Origin of the sequence: Streptomyces sp. NBC_00178 (assembly GCF_036206005.1) — a bacterium.
Classification (GTDB): Bacteria; Actinomycetota; Actinomycetes; order Streptomycetales; family Streptomycetaceae; genus Streptomyces.
On the sequence record NZ_CP108144.1, the window covers coordinates 18,796 to 40,547 of the forward strand.

A 21,752-nucleotide genomic window follows, 5' to 3' on the forward strand; every position below is an offset into this window, starting at 1 on the left:
CCGGCCTTGGCGCCTGTACCGAATAGCTCCACCTGATTCACCTCGAACAGCGCTGCTGCGCTGTCTGTCCGTCAGGACCAACTTGGCCTACGTGGCCGGCCTGGCGCGGCAGAGAAGGCAGCACCCGCACCCGATCCCACGTCAGGAGGATTCGATGCCCCGCTCTCGTCCCGGCCGCGTCCGGACCAAGAACACCAACCGCCGTGCCCCCTTATCGCTCAGCTCCATGGCCCCCGAGGACTACAACGTCCGGCCCGGCGAGACGATGTCGATCGCCTGCCCCGACTGCCGCACCTGGCGCCGGATCATGGGTGACACGGTCCTCAAGATCCGCGAGCACTGCATCAGCGACAAGCGGGCGGAGGGCGAGACGCACGCCCTCTGCCCCGGCAGTGACCAGCTCGTGATCGTCGACATCGACGTCCGGCGCTGGCAGGCCACCCAGAACCGCCTGCTGCGGGACGCGATGCCGCAGGACAACCGGCGTGCGGCGCAGCAGTTCTACAAGCCGCTCGCGGCGCCGGCCGTCCCGGTCCACCGGCTCGCCGCCCGGGAACGCACCTCGCTGGCCCACCTGTTCGCCCTCCTGGAACAGGCGCGTCACGTTCTTCGCGCTCACCGCACCGCCTGCACAGGTTGCCTCGGCGGCGGCCGGTGTGCGACGGGCCGCGACCTGGAGATCCGTGTCCGGGAGACGCAGGCCACCTGCACGCTCGCCCGTGAGCAGCAGACGCGGGCCGAACGGGCGGTTGCCCAGCGCGCCCGGACCGCCCGTGCCCGCCAGGAACGCTCGCGTGCAGAGGTGCTGAACCAGGCGCACCAGACCGACCAGCTGCGTCGCACCGTTCCCCAGGGTGCTCTCCCCACCGATGGCCCTGAAGTCCCCTTGGCCCACCTCGCCCCCCGCCAGGTTGCCGCGCAGCCGGAGGTCGGCCAGCTCCAGTGCGAGCACTGCGGCGCCACCGAGTCCAGCCTCACCGACGCGGTCGCTGCGGGATGGCACCGGATCACCCGCCGACCCCACTGCGGACGATGCGCCCAGCGCTTCCCGGCGTGGACGCGCACCTCGCTCTGACTCCGAACCCGGCGACGAACGACCACGGCCCCGGCCGCCCCGCACCACCAGGGGGCGGCCGGGGCCGTGGCTGCTCGTACAGCAGCCCCGGGGCCACCGGCCCTGAACACGACGAACCCCCAGGCGGGCATGCCCGGGGGTTCGTCTTCGCAGCTCACCCTCTGTCGAAGGGCAAACGCGCATGCACAGGATGACATCCACTCAGGCCCGGCACACGCGCCGGGCCGTACTCCAGGCCGCGGTCGACGCAGGCTCCCACTGCGCCACCGCCGACCCGGACCTCTTTTTCCGCGCCGACGACGAAGGTCTCGCCGCCTGGCGGACCCGCCGTACCGAGGCGATCCGCCTCTGCACCGGCTGCCCCGTGCGGGCCGCCTGCGAGGAACTCGCACTGCGCGACGGCGACGGACGGCCCGACGCGGACGAGATGGTGCGCGCCGGCCTGACCGGCCGCGAGCTCGCCGCCGTCCGCGCCGCCCACACCGAGCGCCTGGCCGCCGCGGTCGACGCGGACCGTGACACCGAGGGCCGCCAGCTCGACACGCTGACCACCCGGCTCCAGCACGAGGCGGGCACGAACCCCGACTCCAGGACCGCTGCCCAGAACGACCGGCTCCGTGCCCTCGCGGCGCAGATCCGGCAGATCCGCACCGCCCGCCGGGCACGCGCCGGATGGGGGGTCGCGGCATGAGTACCTCCACCCTCACCGAACTGCCCGTGAGGACCAGGGCGGAGCAGCGGCTCGGCAGCCACCTCATCCGTGTGGTCCGCGAGGCCGACGCCCGCATCCCCGAGGGCCGGCGGGCTCCGCGTACGGCTGCGGAGATGCGGGCCCGGATCAACATCGCCGCGAACCAGGCGTGCGGCAGCTGCTCGGGGGCCGGTGGTTGGGTCGTGGACACCAGCAGCGACGGGGTGTCCCGGCAGCACTGGGAGCCCTGCTCTCCCTGCGGCGGAACGGGGGTCGCCCGATGACCACCTGCTCCTCCTGCAGCGGCTCTGGACAGCAGATGGTCACTGTCTGCCACGTCGGCGCGGACGGCACCCCCTACCAGGGTGTCGAGATGCAGTCCTGCCAGCCCTGCGGTGGCACCGGCCAGCGGCAGGGCTGAGCGCTGAACGTCCATATACGCGCCGCCCGGACCGCCCAGCGCCATGCGGTCCGGGCGATCACCTCACTCGGGTTGGTCCACCCGCTCACTCTCACGCTCCTGGCGGCCGCGGCAACGGCGGCCGCCAGGGCGTGGGACGCGGGCCACCCCGTCGCCGACATCCACCAGCGCACCGCTGAGAGGCACCACCCGCGATGGCCGATGACCTGCTCACCCGCTACATGGCCGCCACCGACACCTGGCGTAACCACTATGCGGGCTGCACCACCTGCCAGCACCACAGCCCTTGCAAGGCGGGTGAGCCGCTCTTCGAGCGGTTCGCCCGACTCCAGGACGCCTACCTGAACTCCCGCCGCACCTGACCCGATCGGAGACCAGATGCTCACCCTCGATCAGTACCGCGACGACCACGGCGACCCGACCCGGTGGTCCACCGCTGATATCGACAGTTACCTCGTCATCGGCGAGATCGCCCCGCCTGAGCCGCTCCCCTACACCTACGCGGAGATGCAGAGCATTGCGGCGGACTACCAGCGGTCCGCCGACGACCAGAAGGTGATCGCCGACCGCCTGGCGGCCGAGGGGCACGACACGGCCGCTGGCATCTGGCAGCGCGGCGCCCGAGGCGCCCGCGAGCTCGCCGCCGCCGCGCGGATGGGCTGGCCCGCTTTCGAGGCCCACCTCAACGGCTGGTGACACCCCGTTCTGCAGGCTGCCTGATCCGCGAAGCGCCCCCACTGGCATCACCGGTGAAAGGGGCGCTTCGCGGTGACGGGGAGCCGGACAGCCCCGGAACACCGCAGTACCAACTGGAAGGAGGCGGCGTGGCCGCCACACGAAACGCCCGTAAGAGGCCCCCCGCCCGAAAGAAGCCGTCGGCGACCCACCCGGCTCCGCAGGCCACCCCCTCCCCTACCTCTGCCGCTCCCCCGGTCCCGGCCGCGACGACGGAGCCGGAGGCCGTCGACTTCGAGACGCTGGCCCGCCTCGCGGACGCCCGGGATCGGGCCGCCGACGTCATCGACACCGCGCGTGAGCAGGCCGCCGCCCTCCAGGCGGAAGCCGAGACTGCGGCCGCGCGTACCGTCGCCGGAACGCACGAGCAGGTCACCAACCTGATGACCGAGGCGCAGGAGCGCGCCGCGGGCATCACCGCCGACGCCGACCAGGAAGCCACCGCCCAGCGCGCGGCCGCCGCGGGCGACCTGGAGGCAGCGCGCGGCGCAGCCGACCGGCTCCTGGCCCAGGCCCACGACCGGGCCGAGACCATCGTGAGCGAGGCCCGGGCGCAGGTCGTCGACCTGACCGAGCTGGCCGCCACCGACCGCGACGCGACCGGCAAGGCCGTTGCCGAACTGCGCCGCCTGGCCGAGGCCGACCTCACCGAGATCAGCGCCCTGGTCGACCAGCGGCGCACCGAGGCCGGCCAGATCCTCACCCGTGCCCAGGAGCAGGCCGACCACCTTGTCGCCGTGGCGCAGCGGGAGGTCGATCAGGCCCGGGAGCGGTTCGCCTGGCTCGCGGCGACGGCGGCCGAGCAGTATGACGGCCGTCGAGCGGAGGCGGAGGCGCTGTACGCGGACGCGGTCAAGGCCGCCGACGACCGGCGCCGCGAAGCCGACCAGCATGTCGCCGCCGTACACAGCGAGGCGGAGGCGGCCCGCACCGAGCTGCGGGAGAAGCTGCGCGAGCTCACCGACCAGTTCGACGCCCAGGCGGCCACCAAGCGTCAGGCGCTCGCCGACGAGCTCGCCGGACTTAAGGCGGCATGCGACAAGCAGCGCGACCGGCTGCGGGAGGAAGCCAAGACCGTCACCGCGCAGCTGCGGGAGGCCGCGCAGAAAGAGGCGGAGCGCATCACGACGGAGGCGGAGCGCAAGGCCAAGGGCGTCACCGAGAGGGCCCGGGCCGACGAGTCCCGCGCCCGACGGCTGTTGGATGAGGCCAAGGAGGCGAAGAAGGTCAGCTCCCGCTGGAACGGCTGGCACCAGAGCGTCAGCCGCAAGGCATGGAAGACGTCACCGTGGATCGCGCTCGCCGCCGGCGTCGGGCTCGCCGCCTCCGGCGAGTACGAACTGGCGACCATGGTCGGCATCAACAAGTACGTCGCGCCGCTGCTGCCCGTCAGCATCGACGTCTACTGCGTCACCGCGTTCCGCGCCAAGAAGGACATCCCCTACGCGCTCCTGCTGATGGCATCGGCGAACGTCACCTACCACCTGTCCGAGCAGGCCCACATCGTCAAGGAGGGCCAGTCGGCACCGTGGCAGCTGACCACCTTCGTCGTACTGATCTTCGTGGCCGTCATCTGGCGCGTACACACCCTCATGCACGACGACAGTACAGACGGACACAGCGGCGCGAGCACGACGGACGGGCGTACAGGTACGGACACCGGAAACGGAACGCCCGCCCGTACAGGTACACACCGCCGTACAGACGGGACGGACACCGCACAGTCCAGCCATACAGACGGGTTTGGCGGCGGCATGTACAGCGCTCAGCACTCGGTACGGACCGACCGGACGGCCACCGGGCGGGGCAGTACAGACCCTGTACACGTCGCCGCCCACCCGCCGCACGGCGACGGCGCCAATGCTGGGCTGACCAGGCCGTACAGCGACCGTACAGACCGTGTACACACCACCCCTGACGGGGCGCCGCGTACAGGTACACCGGCCGCACGCCGTACCGGTTCGACCAGCGCGGCCGTACAGGGCCGTACAGGTTCGGTCAGCGTCCGTACACAACCCGGCGACGGCGTACCGGGTGCTCGTACAGGTACGGACGCCGCATCGTCTCCGGCAACCGGAACCACCGGAACGGACCGTACAGGTACGGCGGCTGTACGGACTGACGCCGAACTCCTGCCCCTTGTACAGGACCTGCCGCGCGACATGGATGGCTTCGTCACCCTCTACCAGGCCCGCACCAAGCTCAGCGTCAACCAGCCCCGCGCCGTCCGGCTGCTCTCCCAGGCCGGCCTGCTCCGCCCCGAGGACGCGGACAAGTACCTCACCTGAACCACACCGTCCGGCACACACCAGTGAGGGCCAGCCCATCCGAAGTGGGCTGGCCCTCGCTGCGACTGCCGGAAGCAGTCACCCCCAGTACAGCAGACCCGACCGCCTCTGGAGGCCAGCTCGTGAACAGCAACGAACCCAGCTCCGCTCCGCTGCGCGACGTCGCGCAGAACGCGGAGGCCACCGCCCGCTACCTCGCCGACATGCAGCGCGTCCTGCTCGATATGGGCGCCAACCTGGAGATCCTCCAGCGTGAGACCCGCGTCCACTGCCGCAGCGTCGGCGTGGAGGGCGACCGCTGGTTCCACGCCCGGATGCGCGCCCTGCCGGTCGAAAGGGCCCTCAAGGACGTCCTGAAGAGCCTCAATTCCCTCACCGACGGCCTGGAAAAGAGTGCCTACAAGCGCCGCTCGCACGACGAGGCGGTCGTAAATACCGGAAAGGTCCGGAAGGAAAAGGAGCTGGAAAAGGCGCGGAAGAAGAACCCGCAGCCGATCCAGGCCGCACCCCATTCCGGAGAAGAGCGTGACAGCGGCCAGAATCCCGGCTATGGTGGTCCTGCGTCGATTTACGATCTCGGTAAGAGGTCGGCGTGACCAGGCCGCTCCTGAAAGCCGAACTCAAAGCGCAGCGTTCCCGCGATTATCTGATCGCCCAGCGGACCGCGTTCATTGAGAAACACGGCGAGGACCTCGGCGCTTTCTATTTCCTCATCATGCTGGTCCAGACGCACGGCAGGAAAGCGCTCAAGCGCGGCGACACCGCCGCCCTTCGGTCGCTGGCACACGACCTGCACGCGCTCTACCTCAAGCACACCGCGTAACCAGCCTGCGAGTCCACGAGGGCCGTCGCTCACCGAGCGGCGGCCCTCGACTCGTCCCCAACGCCCAGGCGCCCACACACCCACACGCCCAGGCGCGCACACGCGTACGCGAGGCAGTCACTCGTTGTCAAGCCCCCGGGAGGGAGCATCTCGTGTCCACCGACGACACCGAAGGCCAGCTCATCAATTTCCCCGTAGCGGGTGACGTCCTCAACCGGCCGCCCGAACTCCCGGACCCCGGACGCCTTTTCCCACCCGTCCGGGAGACCCCGGAAACGCCGCCGGAATCCCCGGAAGAGACCACCATGGAACTGCCGGTCATTCCGCGCCCCATGGACCCGGAAATGGCGCTCAGGTCCGAGGGTTTCTCCACTCCGGATATTGATGGTGAATCCGGTGAGGGCGGCGACGGTGAATATGTGCATCGTCGGTCGCTCGCTGAAAGGCTGGGCGACTGGCTCGAATACCGGATTGCCCTCGGACAGGCGCGAATCGAGAGCGAGGCTCCTTTCCGGGAGGCGGAAATCGCCCGGAAAGTGGAGCTGCTGAATGCGAAGACGGCCCGAGAAGTCGGGCTGCTGGAGCAGCACAACAAGCTGCGCGCCGCCCAGCTGAAGGCGCGGGCCGACAAGACGGCGGCCCGCGGCAAAGGCGACGCGGCCGGGGCCAAGGGCGGCGGTGGCAAGAGCGCCTCCGGGCTGGGCGGTGACAAGGGCGGTCGCAAGAACGGTCCGCAGGGCCCGGCGCCCAGGCAGCAGCCCAAGCCTCAGCAGCCGACGAAGTCGCCGGCCCCCGCCCCCAAGCAGCAGCCGCAGAAGCAGCCCGCTCCCAAGCAGCAGCCGCAGAAGCAGGTGCCGCCGCTCAAGCAGACGCCGCAGAAACAGGGCCCGGCTCCCAAGGAGCAGCCGAAGCCGAGTCCGGCTCCGAAGGAGCAGCCGCGGAAGCAGCCGCCGCCCAAGCAGCAGCCCCAGAAGCAGGGGCCTGGTTCCAAGGAGCAGCCCAAGCTGGGCCCGGCTCCCAAGCCGTCGAAGGGTGACGACAAGACCCGGCAGCGGGACGGGGCGGGAGGCCGGAAGGTCGATCTGTCCAAGGACCGGCTGAGGAAGACGCCCGATGGTGCCAAGGGCGGGGGAGCCGGACCGGACACGTCGGGCGGCAAGGGCGACCGTAACCGGTCCAAGATCCAGTACGACGAGCCCAAGAAGCTTCCTCCCGGTGTCCGGCACGGGAGCGCGGAGGCCTACGACGAGCATCAGTGCCGCTGCCGGCGCTGCGTGAATGCCGCGCATCGTGCCGGGAAGCGCGCTGAGGCCAAGGGCGGCGCCGCCGGAACCACCGGTGCGGACACCACGGCGGCAGACGGCAAGAACACCCCGAAGAACGGCCCTGAGGCCACCCCTGGCGGCCCGAAACCGGGCGCCGGGACGACGGGGCCAGGCGGTGCACGGAAGGGCGCTGAGCAGCCGTCAGGCGGCTCCAACGCTTCCGGGCCGGGGACGGCGAAGAACGGCCCCGGTCCGGGGTCTGGTGGTGCGTCAGCGGACGGTCCGGGTTGGCCCGGAAACCGGACGGAGACGGCGGAGTGGCCCGGTCACGAAACCCGCAAGCAGCCCCCGCCGACCCCGGCCGGGAGCGAGGACGACTACGTGGACGCGGTCGTTGTCGAGCGCCCTTTGCCGCCTGCTCCGGAGCCTCACACCGCCCGCCCCGGCACCACCCGAACCCCCGAACAGGAGCCGCACATGACCCATCCGACCACCACAACATCGGCGCAGGGCGGCATGGCCGCCCAGCACCGCACCGACATCACCTTCGACCAGTACCTGGTGGAGATCGCGAACATCGCGCTGGCCGCCGGCGCGGACCAGGAGCGGGCGGAGGAACTGGCCGCAGCGCTGGGCAAGGTCGCCGACGCGTTGCGGGACATGGCCACCGACCTGGTCGGCGACCACAACATCGACACGAAGGTCACCGGCCTCATCTCCGACCTCGCCGACGCCGCCGGCCGCATGAAGGTCCAGGCCGAGCGGTGCGCGCAGACCTGCGAGATCGCCGCCGAAGCCGCCCGGCTCGCGGCGGTCGGGGTCGCCCGCACCTACGGCGAGGACATGCGCGCGGTGGACGACGCCGGGCTCACCCACGCCTCCTCCGCCACCCACCACGACTGACCAGAAAGGGACCGCTGAATGAGCAGCGAACTCTCCCCCCGCCCGGCCGCCTCCCCCGCGCCCGCCGACGGCGACAACCGGTACAAGAGCGTCCAGCTGAAGCTGAAGAAGCTCGCCGCAGCGATGGACTCCAGCTCCGACGAGCTCGGGGCCCTGCAGCGCGAGATGCGGGCCAACGCCGAGCGGACCGAGGCCCTGGCCGTCGACATCGCCAACGCGGACCTCGACACCCGGTTCGTCGAGCTGACGAACACGGTGTCCGTCGCCCTGGGCGGCGCGGCCCACGACGTCCGCAAGCTCCACCAGAGCGCCCAGGACGTTGCCGAGACCGCCCACGAAACGCAGCGCACCCACTCCACCCTCTACGGCGCGCTGGACGACCTCCGCTCCTCCCGCACGGAGCGCACCCCGAAGCCCGGATTCTTCGCCCGCTGACCCGCACAGCACTACCTCACCCGGAAGGGCGGTCCCGCACCTGCGGGGCCGCCCTTCCGCCTTCCCTCCCCCGCCCTCCCGTCCCGTCCTTGAAGGAGCTCCGGTGTCTGTCCCGCGCAGCGTCGCCCTCGAACGAATCGCCTACACCCTGACCGCACCGGTCCTCGCCGCCGCCCCGAACCTGTCGCCCGACGGGCTCGTCAGCACGAGCGTCCTGCTGGCCGGTGCGGCGGGTGTCGGCGGTGCGATCCTCGCCGTGCAGTCCCGAGAGGGCACCGGCCGCAAACTGGTCCGCCTCTCCCCCGTGGTCTTCGGTGCGGCGATCGACGCCGCCGCGATGTACACCACCGGCTGGGGCTGGGACGCCGCCCTGGCCGCCGCGTGGGCTGCCGCCGGCTGGTGCCTGCTGCCGCTCTCGCGCAGCGCACGCCGCCACCACCGCCCCGCCCTCGCACCCATCCCGCAGCCCGCCCGCACCACACCCGCCGTCGTCGCGCCTGTTGTCATGGATGACGGTGCGGATGCGTTCACGCGGGATGTGCGGCTGCTGTGGGAGCGGGCAGGGAACCCAGGCCGCACGATGGTTGTCCACGCCGACCGCCACCCCGGCACGAGCCACGACCTCACCATGCTGCTGCGCGCCGTCGAACCGGGGCGCCCGATCAACGGCCTGGGTGAAGCCGCGGTCGCGGCCGCGTTCGGCATCGATGAGGGCGACGTTCACTTCGCCCAGGTGGTGCAGCAGCCCGGCCGGCAGGGCGGGCCGGGCTGGCTGGAGGTCCACCTGACCCCGGACGAGGCGGTCCGCCGCCGCAAGGCGCCCACGGAGGACGAGTGGTGGGCCGACCGGATCGGCGCCACCGGTGGGCCCGTGCCGGGTTCGGAGTTCGTCAAGCAGGTCCGCGACAAGCAGCGCCGGGTCACTCACTACATCGCCCAGGTCCCCGACGAGGCGGGCGAGCCGCGCGTCAACCTGCACGCCCTGGCCACCGCTTTGAAGACCAAGTACGACGAGGGCCGGCTGTTCGTCACTGTCGACGGCAACCAGGTCCTGGTCTCCCTGTGGGACAGCTCGCCGCTGGCGCAGGTCTTCCCCGCCACCCGCGAGCTCCTGACCCCGGACAAGGACGGCCGGTGGGTGACCGGCTACCTCGGCAACGGGCAGCCCGCCCGCAACCGCGTCTACACCGACCGGGGCGCGGCCCACGGCCTGTTCGTCGCCCCGTCCGGCGGCGGCAAGACGCAGCTGATGGGCCTGCACGTCGCTGCCGACGCCCTGTACGGCGCCGTGGTCATGCTCGCCACCGAAGCCCCGGATGAGAAGACGGCCGCGCTGGGCGAGCACACCGCCCGCTACGGCGTGGGCGCCCTCTACATGATCCGGCTCCTGCGAGTCATGGTCGCGCTGATGGAGATCCGCGGACAGATGCGCTGGGACGACGGAAAGGTCCACGAGTGGGACCCGAACCTGCCGGGCTGCCCCTACCGGATGCTCTCCGCGTACCTGGACGAGTTCCTGTCCGCCGCCCGCAACGGCGACTACGGCGCGGAGATCATGGACCTCGCCGAGCTGGTCTCGGTCAAGGGCCGCAAGTACGGCGTCGGTCTCAAGGTGGCCGGCCAGTCTGTCTATGTGCAGGACGGGTTCACGCAGCTGCTGTGCGAGAACCTGCGCGAGAACTGCATCCCAGTCGTCCTGAAGGTCGCGCCGAAGAAGATCGCCGACATGTTCAGGGCCCTCGGCATCCCGTCCGAGAACACCCCCGACCCCCTGCCCCGCTCCTTCTCCCCGGCCGAAGCGGGCCGGATCGAACGCGTGATGGCCGGCGAGCCAGAGCCGCCCTCCGACTCCAACACCGGCGGCGCCGGATGGATCATCGAGGGCAAACAGCCTGACGTCCTGCGCACCCTGTACATGGACTTCAAGGCCGGGATCGACGGCTTCTTCCCCGACACCATCGCCACCCTCACCGACCACGAGATCCGCGAACTCGAACTGCGGGACCTCTGGTTCGACTGGACCGAGCCGCCCCGCCCCGGCGAGTTCGGCCCCGAGCCGGACGACGAGGACGGCAACGGGGACGCGCCCAAGAAGCGCGGCGGCAGCAAGCCCCGCAGCGGCACGAAGAGCGGGCCGCGCCGTGACACGGTCGCCTCCCCCCGCCAGGCCCTGGACGCCATCCGCAGTTTCACCAACGCCTAACCCCGCACGACCCCCGAGGGCCCGGCCGCATCGCGGCCGGGCCCTCACCCCTTCCCCGGCCGCCCGGTTCCTCGAGGAGCCCTTCATGCACACCACCCAGACCACGAGCACGCCCACCCCGGTGACCACCATCCCGGCAGCGCTCTCGCTGGAGGCCCGACTGGCCGCTGTCGAAGCGGCGATGACCGTGGCCCTGGACGAGGCCGCCGTCGCTTACGAGGTCCGCACCGCCCACATCCCCGTCGACCCCGTCGACCCCGTCGACCTGGCCGACGTCGTCACCGTCCCGCTCACCCCGACCCTCCAGCCCCCCGCCCCGTACGCCTCACCCGTCGCAGCCCTCCTGCAACGCGCCCATCAGCGTCTGCTCACCGACGGGTGGTGCGCCGGATCCCAGATCCGAGAGGACGGGGCCCGCTGCCTCTATGGCGCCATCCGCGTCGAAGCGGCCGGAGACCGAAGCCTGGAGGCACGCGGCCTGGAGGTCCTGATGGACGCCATCCGTGCTGACTTCAGCGATGTGGACTCGGTGCCCGCCTTCAACGACCGCTGGACCGACGGTCGTGTCCCGATGCGGATCCTCGGCCAGGCCGCCGCCCTCGCCGACGACCGCAGCCAGTAGCAACGCCCCCGCTCCGGACAACCTGCTTCGCACCCGAACCCGCCATGCAGGTCGGGCGCGGGCCAGGCCGTCCGGCCTGCTCGCCCCCGTACAGGCAAAGGGCGCACCGGAACCTCCACAGGTGACGGCGCGCCCTTCTTTTCATCCCTGATCAGAGGAGCGATCGCCCACCATGCCCGCACCGCGTCCCGCCAGACACACCGGCAGCCCGAGACCGATCCTGCCCGGGCCCCGCTACTTGCTCCCGCCCCAACGCCACCAGCCCAACGAGCATCCAAGCCGACAGTCACATCATCTGAGACCTCTGTGAGGACCTCTAACTCAGTCAGTGTTCGATACGGCCTCACGGATGGTCGTCGCAGTCAGTACCGGATCGACAGAGGGCACCAGTTCCTTCGTGGCGACCTGCGCAAGATGATCCGGAACGATGCCGTCCTTCAACGCGCCCACATACTCGATAACCTCGGCAAGAGACAGCACGGGCAGCCTTTGACGCAGCGTGTGCATGGCATGGATCCGCCCACGAGAAGCCGCAACACCACGAACCTCATCGTGTAGATCATCAACTGCGGTCCGCACAGCCTGTCCTCGGATGCGGCTTCGGTAGTCCTCTTGCCACCCATCGGTTACCGCCGAGACGACACCGATCCGGTGCAGGCTTCCGTCCAGGCGATCGACCAAGTAGGGCCCGTTCCCTACAAACATGAAATCCGGATCCCGGGTGCGCAGATACGCCTCGGACGTCCAGAAAACGATCCACACCAACTCGTGCTCTTTCACGTCGGCCACTGCCAAGAGCATCGCTTCCGAGCGCAACGCACGGTTCGCTTCGTAGTCACGCGCCAGCTGTTCTTCAACGATCTGGACTGCGGTTTCTCGATCGATCACGCGTGCAGCATCGCGCACGGCCTCGCATGGAGACCAGCCGATTTCACACGGCCAGTGCTCAGGGATCGCGGTGTCTCGGAACACGACATGCCCGCAACAAGTGCTCACCGACGGGTGGCGCGGGATCCCAGGTTCGCGAGGACGGAGCCCGCTGTCTCTACGGCGCCATCCGCGTCGAAGCCGCCGGCGACCGCAGCCTGGAATCCCGCGGCCTGGAGGTCCTGATGGACGCCATCCGCGACCAGTTCGGCGACGCGGACTCCGTGCCCGCCTTCAACGACCGCTGGGCTGACGGCCACGTCCCGATGCGCATGCTCGGACAAGCCGCCGCCCAAGCCGACAACCGCGGCCAGTAACACCACCCCTGCTCCGGACCACCTGCCTCGCACCCGAAGCCACCCACGGCTCGGGTGCGGTCCAGGCCGTCCGGCCTGCCCGCCCCCGTACAGGGAAAGGGCCCGCCTCGACCTCCCCAGGCTCCGGCGCGCCCTTTTCTCCCCTGCTCAGAGGAGTGATCGTCCATCATGTCCGCACCGCGTCCCGCCAAGTACACCGGCCGTTCGAGGCCGATCCTGCCCGGCCCCCGCCACCCGCTCCTGCCTCACCGCCGACTCCCCGGCGCCCGGGGTGTGGCATGAGCGTGGAGACGGTCGTGGTCGATGTCGACCCGTACGCAACAGCGCCGTCGCCGGTCATCGACACGTTCGAGTGGCAGGCGTCTCCGGACGGGCTGGCCACGCGCCGCCAGCTGCGGGCGCTCGGCTTACGGCCCGGCGGCCAGGATCCCGTCGCGCAGCTGCGCTGCCGTGCCTGCCGCGCGAAGCCGGCCCGCGCCTGCACGCGGATGGCTTACCTCTTCCGCATCGATCTCGCCCTGCCGGTGCGGCCGATGACCCTCGCCAAGGAAGCGGCCCTGGACCGGGCGATGGCGAAGCGGTCCACGTGCCCGAAGTGCCGCCGAAGGTTCCACTACTGCCTGCCGCTCCGCACGGTCGGCTCCTGCCTTGAGTGTGCCGAGGGGATCCCGGCCGATCCGAACAGCTACACCGCACCCCTGGCCGGCCACGACCTCGCCGCCTGAGCCCAGCCGTCGCACATAAGCGCTCAGGGCCGCCGTAGCACCGGTGGCCCTGAGCTTTTCCATCCCGTGTCAGAGACGAGAAGGAGCACCCAGTATGCCGATCGCACCCGTGTTACCGAGGACCGCGCTCCACATCACCGCCATGGCCATTCCGTTGGCCGGATGGACCCTGCACACCACCGCCCTGCGCCGTCGCCTGGCTACCGCCCAGCACGACCTCCTGGACGCCCAGCGCGACCCGCTCACCGGAACGTGGCGCCGCGAAGCGTTCACCGAGCGGGCGCAGTGGCTCCTGGAGCGCCGCCCCGACGAAGTGGTCCTGGTCCTCGCGGACGCCGACCACTTCAAGCAGATCAACGATGATCTCGGGCATGAGGCGGGGGATACCGCGCTCGCGTCGATCGGGGTCCGCCTGACCGAGTGGGCCGGACCTCACGGGGTCGCCGGCCGCCTCGGAGGCGACGAATTCGCCGCCCTCACCCATATTGATCCCCGCCACCACGCGCTGCGCCTGGACCACCTGCGCCGCCTCATGGCCCGCCCCGTCCCGTACGGCGACGGACTGCTGCCGCTGACCGTGTCCGTCGGCGCCGCCACTCCCGCCGGCATCGGGAGCAGCGACCTGACCACCCTGATGCGAGCCGCCGACACGGCGATGTACGAGGGGAAGCACGGCGGCACCGTCGTCCAGGCCCGCCCCGAGCACGCCCAGGCACCCAGCATCAACGGCCGCCGCCAGGGCCGCCCCGGAACTGCGGCCCGCACCACCACCCGCCCATGACCACCCCCGAGCAGCCCACACTGCTCAACTGGGGCGACCGCTCACACGCCCGACCCACCCCCGCGCCCTGCATCCTGTGCCGTAAACCCGCCATGCTGCGCTCGCACGCGGGGGAGACCGTCCATAAAGTCTGCGCCGAAAACTGGAACCTCAGGAGCCCTCGCGAGGTCCGTTTCGTGTCCGACGACCGGCCGCGCCGACGTAAGGACGCCAGCGACCACGCCTGACACGCAGATGCCCGGGGTGGACGTTCCGTCACTGGCATCGGGCCCCAGCCGCCCGCCCCGGGCCAGGCAACCCTGTCACGACACGAAGCCCCGCTCTGCGCCGCCCTCCAGGGCGGTAGAAGAGCGGGGCTTTTTGCGTTCAGGGCTGATCTCCGCCCGACACAAGCGTTGGAGCGGAGCCTACTTATGCACGTGGTGAGATCGGCAACCGATGGGCTGCGCTCGCTCGTCTCTCGGATATGCCTCAGCCACCGCAAGGACTGACCCCAGTACCGATCACCTGGCCGCGCTGCGGCGAGGACGCCAGCCGAGAAGTCAGGTTCGGCTGCCCAGGCATCCGCGTACCGGGCCACACCGAGTGCCTCGCCCACCTGAGAGACCCCGACCGCGATGCCTACCTTGCTGGTCTGTCCCCCGGCGCTGACATTGATCACCGCGGCACGCCCTTCACCGAATCCCTCTTCGATGCTCTCCTCAACGCTCTTCTTGACCCATCCACCGGCCGCCCGCATTTGGGCGTCGCCAATTTCAGGTTGGCGACCTTCGAGGGACGCGTCGGTTTCGAGTCGGCAATTTTTGAGGACGAGGCATCGTTCGAGTCAGCAACCTTCAAGGACGAAGCGGTGTTCAGGACAACGACCTTCAAGGACGTGGCATCGTTCCACTTGGCAATCTTCGAGGGCGGCACCATGTTCGAGTCGGCGATTTTCGAGGACGGCGTCCGCTTCGATTCGAGCACCTTCGAAGACTCCGCCCGCTTCCAGTCGGCGACCTTCAAGAACGGAGCCGGGTTCCAGTCTGCGACCTTCAAGGGTGGCGCCGAGTTCCGGTTGGCTACCTTCGAGCGCGGCGCCTGGTTCCATAAGGCGACTTTCCAAGGCTTCGCAGGGTTCGGAACCGCGACTTTCAAGGGTCCTGCTGGGTTCGCGGCAGCGATTTTCAAGCGCCATGCCTCGTTCGTGTCGGCGACCTTCGAGAAGGCGGGCAGCATTGGGCCGTTGGTATGTGCCGGGCGGGTCGTGATGTCCGGGGCGACCTTCGGCAGCCCGGTAACCCTCTCCCTCACTGCGCAGCATCTGGAGTGCCGTCGGACTCGCTGGTCGTCCACGGCCGAGGTACGCCTGCGCTACGCCACGGTGGACTTCACACATGCAGTTTTTGAGTACCCCCTCACGATCGCCGCAGAGCCGGATCCGTTCGTGCTCGCCGACGGCCGGCAGCTGGCGGAGACGTCCCTCGCTGGTGCGTTGAGTCCTGAGGTGCGACTGGCGTCACTGCGTGGCGTGGATGCAGCCCACCTGGTCCTGGCCGACATCGATCTGTCGAGATGCCTGTTCCTAGGCACAGTGAACCTGGACCAACTGCACCTGGAAGGCGCGTGTACGTTCGACACGGTGCCGCCCGCCGCGCACTGGCGACGTTGGCCACCCGTACGGTTCACCGAGCGCCGAACCCTCGCCGAAGAACACCACTGGCGTGCCAGCCAGCCGGGGGCAGTCCGTGGCTGGAACGTAGCCGTCCTGGGCGCCGGACGCGCCGGGCCGTTGCAGCTGGCGCCGGTGTACCGGGCGCTACGCAAAGCTCTTGAGGACGGCAAACACGAGCCCGGGGCCGCTGACTTCTACTACGGGGAGATGGAGATGCGCCGGCACGCCGACGACATCCCCCGCGGTGAACGGAGCCTGCTGACCGCGTACTGGGCGTTGTCCGGCTACGGCATGCGTGCCTCCCGGGCCCTGGCCTGGCTCGGAGCCGCCATGCTTCTCACCATCGTGATGCTGATAGCCGTCGGCCTCCCCACGGAGACTCCGAAGCAAACCGCGACCGGCACCGTCCCGGCCGACGGAGGCAGAGTCACCTTCGAGATCGACAAGGACGATCCGAAAAACCCCACCGGCAACCGGTTCACCGGTGAACGCGCCGAGAAGGCCCTGAACATCACGCTCAACTCGGTGGTGTTCCGCTCCTCCGGCCAGGACCTCACCACCTCCGGCACCTACATCGAGATGCTCTCCCGCTTGACCGAACCCGTCCTTCTAGCGCTTGCCGTCCTGGCCGTCCGTAACCGCGTCAAGCGATGACTCACCGCCGCCATCTGCGAAGGCTCGTCACGGAGAGGGAAACGTGCGATTCGAGCCGAGTCAGTGCGCCGATCAGATCGAGCGGGACGCGGCCACTCCCGGGGGGAACGGACCGCGAAGCATGGGTGCTTACGCCGTAAGCACCCAGTAGGAACCCGTGGGTGCTTACGCCGTAAGCACCCCACCTGCATCTACTAACGAACATGTGGAATGAAACGTGCGCAAGGGTGCGCAGAAACTGGAAGACGTGGCAGTAAGCTGCCGTCATGGCATCTCCGTACCCCGGGGGTGAGCGGGAGAAGCTGGTCTCGAAGCTGCCCGCCACACTCCGACAGGCACTCAAAGTCCGTGCTGCGCAGCTCAGCACCGACGTCCAAGACGCTGTTGCCGCCGGTATCCAGGCTTGGCGAGAGCACCCCAACCAGCTTCCCGCAGCCGACACCGCAGGCGCAGAATCCTTCGGCACCTACCTGCCCGAGGGCCTCTATGACGACTTCAAAGCGGACTGCCGCGCCCGCGAAGTGTCGTATATCCAGGGCCTGGCACAGTCCGTAGCCCTATGGCTGACACAGAACCCGGCCAAGGCGGCCCAGTCGGTCCGACGCCTCGTCGTCTGCAACCAGAAGGGCGGGGTCGGGAAGACCTCCGTCGCGGCCGGCTTGGCCCAGGCCCTGGCCGAGGGATCCGAGCACATCCTGAAGGTCGCGCTTGCCGCGGGCCTTTCGAATGAAGACGCGCACGCCCTGGCCCAAGCGGGCGGGCAGCGCGTACTGCTCGTCGACTACGACCCCCAGGGCCACCTCAGCCACCAGCTCGGGCTCAAGGCGATTCCCGCCGGAGAGGAAAGCCTCGTCACGCACATGCTCCACCGCGACCAGGCGCAACACTCCCTGCTCGACCTCACCATCCCCATAGACGGCGAGCGCTTCGGCGACCGACTCCACATTCTCCCGGCTGCCTTCGACGCCTTCCTGCTCGACTCCGGACTGACCATCTTCAGGGGCCCACGACACGCCGCACTTGAGCGGGCGCTGTCACCCATCGAAGAGCACTTCGACGTCATCGTCATCGACTCCCCACCGAGCCTGGGGCTCTCGATGGACGCCGGGCTCTACTACGGACGCCAGCGCGATGATGAAAGGCCCGGCGCGTCCGGCCTGATCATCCCCGTGGAGGCAGAGGACACCTCGGCCCAGGCTTACGGCATGCTCATCAACCAGGTTGACTCCCTGGCCCGCGACTACGACATCCAGATCGACCAGCTCGGCCTCGTGGTCAACAAGTTCGACTCACGCCGCGGCTACATCGCCACCTCGTCACGAGACAAATGGATGCAGCTCGGGAGCCCGCCCGTGCTCGCCGTCGTACCGGACCTCAAAGAACAGCGCGAGGCAGTACGCCTGCAGAAGGCGCTCCTGTCCTACGCCCCCACCTCCGAGCAGTCGCACGCCATGCGCCAGATCGCCAAGGGACTGAAGTAAGAATGAGCAAAGCCGACTCCCTCGGTGGCAGCGCCACCTTTGAAGCAGTGGCTCAGCCCATCAGCAGCCGCGCCGCGTCATTCGCGCGTTTCGCCGGCCAGGACGCCACACCGACGGCCGCTCACACGGGACCCGAAGCCGTAACCAGCTCGCCGCGTCTGCCGATCTCCGCGATCGCCCGCAACCCCTACAACCCCCGAGAGGAACTGAAAGCCATCGAAGAGATGGCCGACAGCCTCACCGGGCGAGGCATCATCCAACCCCTCACCGTCGTCAGCCGCAGCGCCTTCCTTGCCGCTCACCCCGGGCAGGACGATGCCCTCGGAACAGCCCAGTACGTCGTCGTGGACGGAAACCGTCGCCTCGCCGGCGCCAAGGTCGCAGGCATAGACGATGTCCCCGTCCACGTCGACGACTCCCTCGCCGACAGCGCCGACACCCTGCTCGAGACAGCCCTCACAGCGGCAGTCCAACACGAGGACCTCGACCCGCTGGATGAAGCCAAGGCACTCCAGCGCCTCGTCGGGGTCCACGGGTCGCAACGCGCAGTAGCCAGGTCACTCGGAAAGTCCAGCGGCTGGGTGACCCAGCGACTTGCCCTGCTCAAGCTCACCCCCGAACTGCAACAAGCAGTCGAAGACAAGAAACTGCCGGTAGAAGTAGCACGGACCGTCGGCCAGCTACCCGAACAACAACAGGGCAGCGCCGCGAAAGAAGCCCTCGCGCAGCGGAAACTGAAGAGCGCAGCGCGCAAGCAAGGTGCTTACGCCGTAAGCACCCCTGCCGAACCGGCAGACGATCGAGCCAGCCCGGCAGTATCAACGGCGGCTCCCGTAACCCAGGTCAACACCTCGGAACCTTCGGCGACTGCACCGCACGACCATGAGGGCGACCACCTGCCATGGGCCGACGGAGCCGCCGTCATGGACACTGCCTTCGCGCGACTCAACGCCGCGCAACGCAGCGCCTTCATCCTCCGGTACTTCCAAATCAGTCGCGGTGTCGACGACGTTGCGGTCGACATGCAGGGCGAGCTGACTCCCGAGAACCGAGCTGCACTGGCCGAAATCCTGGAGCAGGTTGCCACTCGGCTACGCCGCGAGAGGTGAGTGCAGGGCTGCTGAGGCTCTCGCCCTCATTAACGAGCTCGTGCACGAGTCGTTTCGCGGCTCAAGTCGTTGACCTGCACGGATGCAGTGCCGGCCCTTATCGTGCACGAGCTCGTTAGCAGTTGAACTCACTCCAGACCGGTCTGGGGATTGCAGATCTGGCAGGCATTGATGTCGGGCTCGGCGAGGGCGAGGGCGGCTTCGGCGCGGTTGATGTAGCCGAAGTCGTTCTTGTACAGCGTGCATGACCCCCGGTGCAGCAGGGCTTTCTCGCTGGAACGCTGCGGTTGGATCTTCCACGACTGCTCCGCTCGGGTTCGCTCCCGCTGCCGTCGTTCCTGCCGCTCCTGGGCCTCGAGCTCGCGGACTTTCTGGTCCGCGCCACGTAGCTGCCACGCGAGGTAGTCGCGCGTGGCCCGCCATTTCTCAAGCCGGGATATTCCATTGGCGTCCGTCATTGCGCTCAGCCCGCTTGGGCCACGGCCGGCGTCTCGTGGGTGTGCTGGAGAGTCATACGGCCGTCGACGATCTTGTCCCGCTCGAGCGTCGCCCAGAACGGGTGGGTGGCTACCAGGGTGCTCAGTTCAAGGAGCTCAGCCCGGAATCGGGCCATCTCCCGGCGCTGGTCGTCGGTGTAGCCGGGGCTGTCGGGCTTGGCGGAGCGGTAGTCGCTGTGCAGCTGCTTGTCGGCTTCCCAGCCGGGCATGGGCTCGGCCGACCACGGCAGGGTCCGGGCGTACTGATCGTGGGCGGCGCGGGTTTGGTGCAGGGCGAGCTGGGCGTCGCGCAGGTCCTGGGGGAAGTCGTACGTGGTCACACCCGAATGGTACGTCTGTTCGAATTTGGGTTGCGAGGGCGCGCGCCGGTCGAGGGAGGGCTTCCACTCGAATGGCGTTTCCCCGCTCGAATGGACACGGGGTGTGCATGACAGGGTGCGCTGTGCGTTCAACCCTTTCGGAAGTGTGATCTGTGTCACTGATTATGTGATTGTCGCAGGTCACGTGCCTATCTGTAATCGATTGATCACTGAGCATGAGAACTCGTGCGGCTCACGCTTAACTCCAGACGGTCACCCGATCGGTGTAGGGGGTGAAACACACCCCAGGAGCGCAAGGACGCGCGCCGGGGCCCACCCGAAGAAAAGGAGGAGTCCGTGAGGCTTAACAGGGCCTGGTACGCGCCGGCCGATGCCGCCGTCTACCGGTTGACCGCCGCTGACCACGGGACCTCTGGTTCCTGTGCCGTCCGTATCGCCTCGCAGGCTCGCGCGTCCCACAGCACCGCGCGCACCGCACCCAGCACCCGCCCACTGGTCGAGGGGGCCCGGTGAACGGCCCCTACGAGAGCCACGAGCTCGCCGAGCCCGGCGAGATCCCCGAGCCCACCCGAAAGCAGATGGACTTCCAGGAGTTCATCCGCGAGCACAAGGGTGAGTTCATGCGCGTAGCCATGGGCCGCCTGCGTAACCTGCACGACGCCGACGAAGTCGTCCAGATCGCGGCGGTGAAGATACACACCAAGTGGACGGTCATCGAAGCCCACGCGAACCCGCTCGCCCTCGCGATGACGATCGTGCGCACCTGCGCCATCGACTACTACCGGCGCCGGGCCCGCCTGGCCGACCGCGAGATCCTTGCGTCGGGATCCGGTCTGCCCCGCACCCCCACAGCCGACGAGCTGCTGGAACTGCGCGGGTACGAACCGCTCGACCAGGCACGGGCCATCCTCGAGGAGCGGGCACCCAAGCAAGCCGAATGCGTCCGGCTGCGCTACCTCGAGGGCAAGGACGCAACGGAGATCGCCGAACGTCTCGGCATCACCCCAAGCGCAGCCAAAGCCAACGTCTCGCTCGGACTCAAAGCCCTGCACGCCCTCATGGATCTCCCCGAACTGGGGAAGGGAGGAGATTCCTGATGCTCGAAGAAACCCTGCGCGCCGAAGCGCAGGTACTGCACGACATGCTCAGCACCCACGACACCGACGACTTCATGCGCCGCCTTCTCACCCGCATCGACCAGACACCCGCCCGCCCGCAGCGGGTCCAGAGCGGCCCTGCCGACTCCGCCGCGGCGCCACCCTCCTTCGACACCCAGCCCCACCGCTCCACCCGACCCACCACACGGCGAGGCCCCCGGCGACGCCACATCCCCTTCACCACCTCCGACCACGCCGACCGGCCCGCCGCCTCCCTCGACCACGTACGGCGCCTGTGCGAGACAGTCCTGGGCGCGGAGGACGTCACCGCGCTCATGGAGGCCTTCGACCACGACTACGACGCCACCGGAGCCTGCGCCTTCGCCTGCCTCCTCTACATCCTCGACCGCAAGGACAGCGCCCTGTACTGGTGGGGCTACGCCGCCGGCGCCGACCACGCGCTCTCCGCCCACGTCCTGGCCGTCTATCACGCGGCGACGGGCCCCCTCACCGCCGCACGCGCCTGGTGCGCCTACTCCAGATACCTCGGCTACACCGCAGAGCGGCACCTGCCCGAACCCCTACGCCTGTCCGCCGCCCCCTCGACCTGGCAACCGGCACACGCCGCACCCGTCGACCAAGACCTCGTCAAGCACTTCGTCGCCGGCAACCACCTGCCCGAGGCACTCGCCCGGTAGCAGAGAGGGACCAGGAGCGGCGTCTCCACGC

General features: G+C 69.3%; 23 protein-coding genes. 20 read left to right on the plus strand and 3 right to left on the minus strand.

Annotated features, from left to right (window positions below):
* Positions 1 to 154 precede the first annotated feature (154 nt).
* From OHT61_RS32225 to OHT61_RS32280, 12 genes are all read left to right on the plus strand, one after another.
* A complete protein-coding gene (locus tag OHT61_RS32225; protein WP_329043488.1) occupies positions 155 to 1,075 on the plus strand; it encodes a hypothetical protein in 921 nt (306 codons plus the stop codon).
* Between the two features lie 190 nt (positions 1,076 to 1,265).
* Positions 1,266 to 1,766 (plus strand): WhiB family transcriptional regulator, encoded by a 501-nt coding sequence (locus OHT61_RS32230; protein ID WP_329043489.1) that lies wholly within the window; start codon positions 1,266 to 1,268, stop codon positions 1,764 to 1,766.
* A complete protein-coding gene (locus OHT61_RS32235; protein WP_329043490.1) occupies positions 1,763 to 2,050 on the plus strand; it encodes a hypothetical protein in 288 nt (95 codons plus the stop codon). The genes OHT61_RS32230 and OHT61_RS32235 overlap by 4 nt, the downstream gene beginning before the upstream one ends.
* 331 nt (positions 2,051 to 2,381) lie before the next feature.
* Complete coding sequence (locus OHT61_RS32240) at positions 2,382 to 2,549, plus strand: hypothetical protein (protein WP_329043492.1); 168 nt, start codon at positions 2,382 to 2,384, stop codon at positions 2,547 to 2,549.
* Between the two features lie 16 nt (positions 2,550 to 2,565).
* Complete coding sequence (locus OHT61_RS32245) at positions 2,566 to 2,883, plus strand: hypothetical protein (RefSeq protein ID WP_329043493.1); 318 nt, start codon at positions 2,566 to 2,568, stop codon at positions 2,881 to 2,883.
* Between the two features lie 128 nt (positions 2,884 to 3,011).
* Positions 3,012 to 5,210, plus strand: coding sequence for a hypothetical protein (locus tag OHT61_RS32250; protein ID WP_329043495.1), 2,199 nt, complete (start codon positions 3,012 to 3,014; stop codon positions 5,208 to 5,210).
* A gap of 122 nt (positions 5,211 to 5,332) precedes the next feature.
* Positions 5,333 to 5,806: a hypothetical protein gene (locus tag OHT61_RS32255; protein ID WP_329043497.1), complete on the plus strand. Its 474-nt coding sequence runs from the start codon at positions 5,333 to 5,335 to the stop codon at positions 5,804 to 5,806.
* On the plus strand, positions 5,803 to 6,033 hold the full coding sequence (locus OHT61_RS32260; RefSeq protein ID WP_329043499.1) for a carbohydrate ABC transporter: 231 nt from the start codon (positions 5,803 to 5,805) through the stop codon (positions 6,031 to 6,033). The genes OHT61_RS32255 and OHT61_RS32260 overlap by 4 nt, the downstream gene beginning before the upstream one ends.
* A 152-nt stretch (positions 6,034 to 6,185) precedes the next feature.
* Entirely contained in the window at positions 6,186 to 8,201 is a 2,016-nt protein-coding gene (locus tag OHT61_RS32265) for an ATP/GTP-binding protein (RefSeq protein ID WP_329043501.1), read from the plus strand.
* A gap of 18 nt (positions 8,202 to 8,219) precedes the next feature.
* Entirely contained in the window at positions 8,220 to 8,636 is a 417-nt protein-coding gene (locus OHT61_RS32270; RefSeq protein WP_329043502.1) for a conjugal transfer protein TraB, read from the plus strand.
* 103 nt (positions 8,637 to 8,739) lie between these two features.
* Positions 8,740 to 10,839 carry a chromosome segregation protein ParM gene (locus OHT61_RS32275; RefSeq protein WP_329043503.1) on the plus strand — a complete coding sequence of 700 codons (2,100 nt, stop codon included), beginning with the start codon at positions 8,740 to 8,742 and terminating at the stop codon, positions 10,837 to 10,839.
* An 85-nt stretch (positions 10,840 to 10,924) separates the two neighbouring features.
* Complete coding sequence (locus OHT61_RS32280) at positions 10,925 to 11,461, plus strand: DUF6197 family protein (RefSeq protein WP_329043504.1); 537 nt, start codon at positions 10,925 to 10,927, stop codon at positions 11,459 to 11,461.
* Positions 11,462 to 11,782: 321 nt separating this feature from the next.
* On the opposite strand, the gene OHT61_RS32285 is transcribed toward OHT61_RS32280, so the two are convergent.
* Positions 11,783 to 12,349 (minus strand): YrhB domain-containing protein, encoded by a 567-nt coding sequence (locus OHT61_RS32285; RefSeq protein WP_329043506.1) that lies wholly within the window; start codon positions 12,347 to 12,349, stop codon positions 11,783 to 11,785.
* Between the two features lie 26 nt (positions 12,350 to 12,375).
* Here OHT61_RS32285 and OHT61_RS32630 point away from each other — a divergent pair, with 26 nt between their 5' ends.
* From OHT61_RS32630 to OHT61_RS32315, 6 genes are all read left to right on the plus strand, one after another.
* A complete protein-coding gene (locus OHT61_RS32630) occupies positions 12,376 to 12,705 on the plus strand; it encodes a DUF6197 family protein (protein ID WP_443049647.1) in 330 nt (109 codons plus the stop codon).
* A 278-nt stretch (positions 12,706 to 12,983) separates the two neighbouring features.
* On the plus strand, positions 12,984 to 13,430 hold the full coding sequence (locus tag OHT61_RS32295) for an RRQRL motif-containing zinc-binding protein (protein WP_329043509.1): 447 nt from the start codon (positions 12,984 to 12,986) through the stop codon (positions 13,428 to 13,430).
* A 94-nt stretch (positions 13,431 to 13,524) separates the two neighbouring features.
* Positions 13,525 to 14,211: a GGDEF domain-containing protein gene (locus OHT61_RS32300; protein ID WP_329043511.1), complete on the plus strand. Its 687-nt coding sequence runs from the start codon at positions 13,525 to 13,527 to the stop codon at positions 14,209 to 14,211.
* A gap of 466 nt (positions 14,212 to 14,677) precedes the next feature.
* Positions 14,678 to 16,519: a pentapeptide repeat-containing protein gene (locus tag OHT61_RS32305; protein ID WP_329043513.1), complete on the plus strand. Its 1,842-nt coding sequence runs from the start codon at positions 14,678 to 14,680 to the stop codon at positions 16,517 to 16,519.
* A gap of 266 nt (positions 16,520 to 16,785) precedes the next feature.
* Positions 16,786 to 18,000: a ParA family protein gene (locus OHT61_RS32310; RefSeq protein WP_329043515.1), complete on the plus strand. Its 1,215-nt coding sequence runs from the start codon at positions 16,786 to 16,788 to the stop codon at positions 17,998 to 18,000.
* Positions 18,001 to 18,002: 2 nt separating this feature from the next.
* Positions 18,003 to 19,109, plus strand: coding sequence for a ParB/RepB/Spo0J family partition protein (locus OHT61_RS32315; protein ID WP_329043516.1), 1,107 nt, complete (start codon positions 18,003 to 18,005; stop codon positions 19,107 to 19,109).
* A gap of 128 nt (positions 19,110 to 19,237) precedes the next feature.
* Here OHT61_RS32315 and OHT61_RS32320 read toward each other — a convergent pair whose 3' ends face one another.
* Positions 19,238 to 19,567: a DUF6233 domain-containing protein gene (locus OHT61_RS32320; protein ID WP_329043518.1), complete on the minus strand. Its 330-nt coding sequence runs from the start codon at positions 19,565 to 19,567 to the stop codon at positions 19,238 to 19,240.
* A gap of 5 nt (positions 19,568 to 19,572) precedes the next feature.
* Positions 19,573 to 19,926 (minus strand): hypothetical protein, encoded by a 354-nt coding sequence (locus tag OHT61_RS32325; RefSeq protein WP_329043519.1) that lies wholly within the window; start codon positions 19,924 to 19,926, stop codon positions 19,573 to 19,575.
* Between the two features lie 509 nt (positions 19,927 to 20,435).
* Here OHT61_RS32325 and OHT61_RS32330 point away from each other — a divergent pair.
* Together OHT61_RS32330 and OHT61_RS32335 are read left to right on the plus strand one after the other, a co-directional pair.
* Complete coding sequence (locus tag OHT61_RS32330) at positions 20,436 to 21,023, plus strand: RNA polymerase sigma factor (protein ID WP_329043520.1); 588 nt, start codon at positions 20,436 to 20,438, stop codon at positions 21,021 to 21,023.
* The gene (locus OHT61_RS32335) at positions 21,023 to 21,721 is read left to right on the plus strand and encodes a hypothetical protein (protein ID WP_329043521.1); all 699 of its coding nucleotides are present in this window, start codon (positions 21,023 to 21,025) and stop codon (positions 21,719 to 21,721) included. The genes OHT61_RS32330 and OHT61_RS32335 overlap by 1 nt, the downstream gene beginning before the upstream one ends.
* Positions 21,722 to 21,752: the final 31 nt, after the last annotated feature.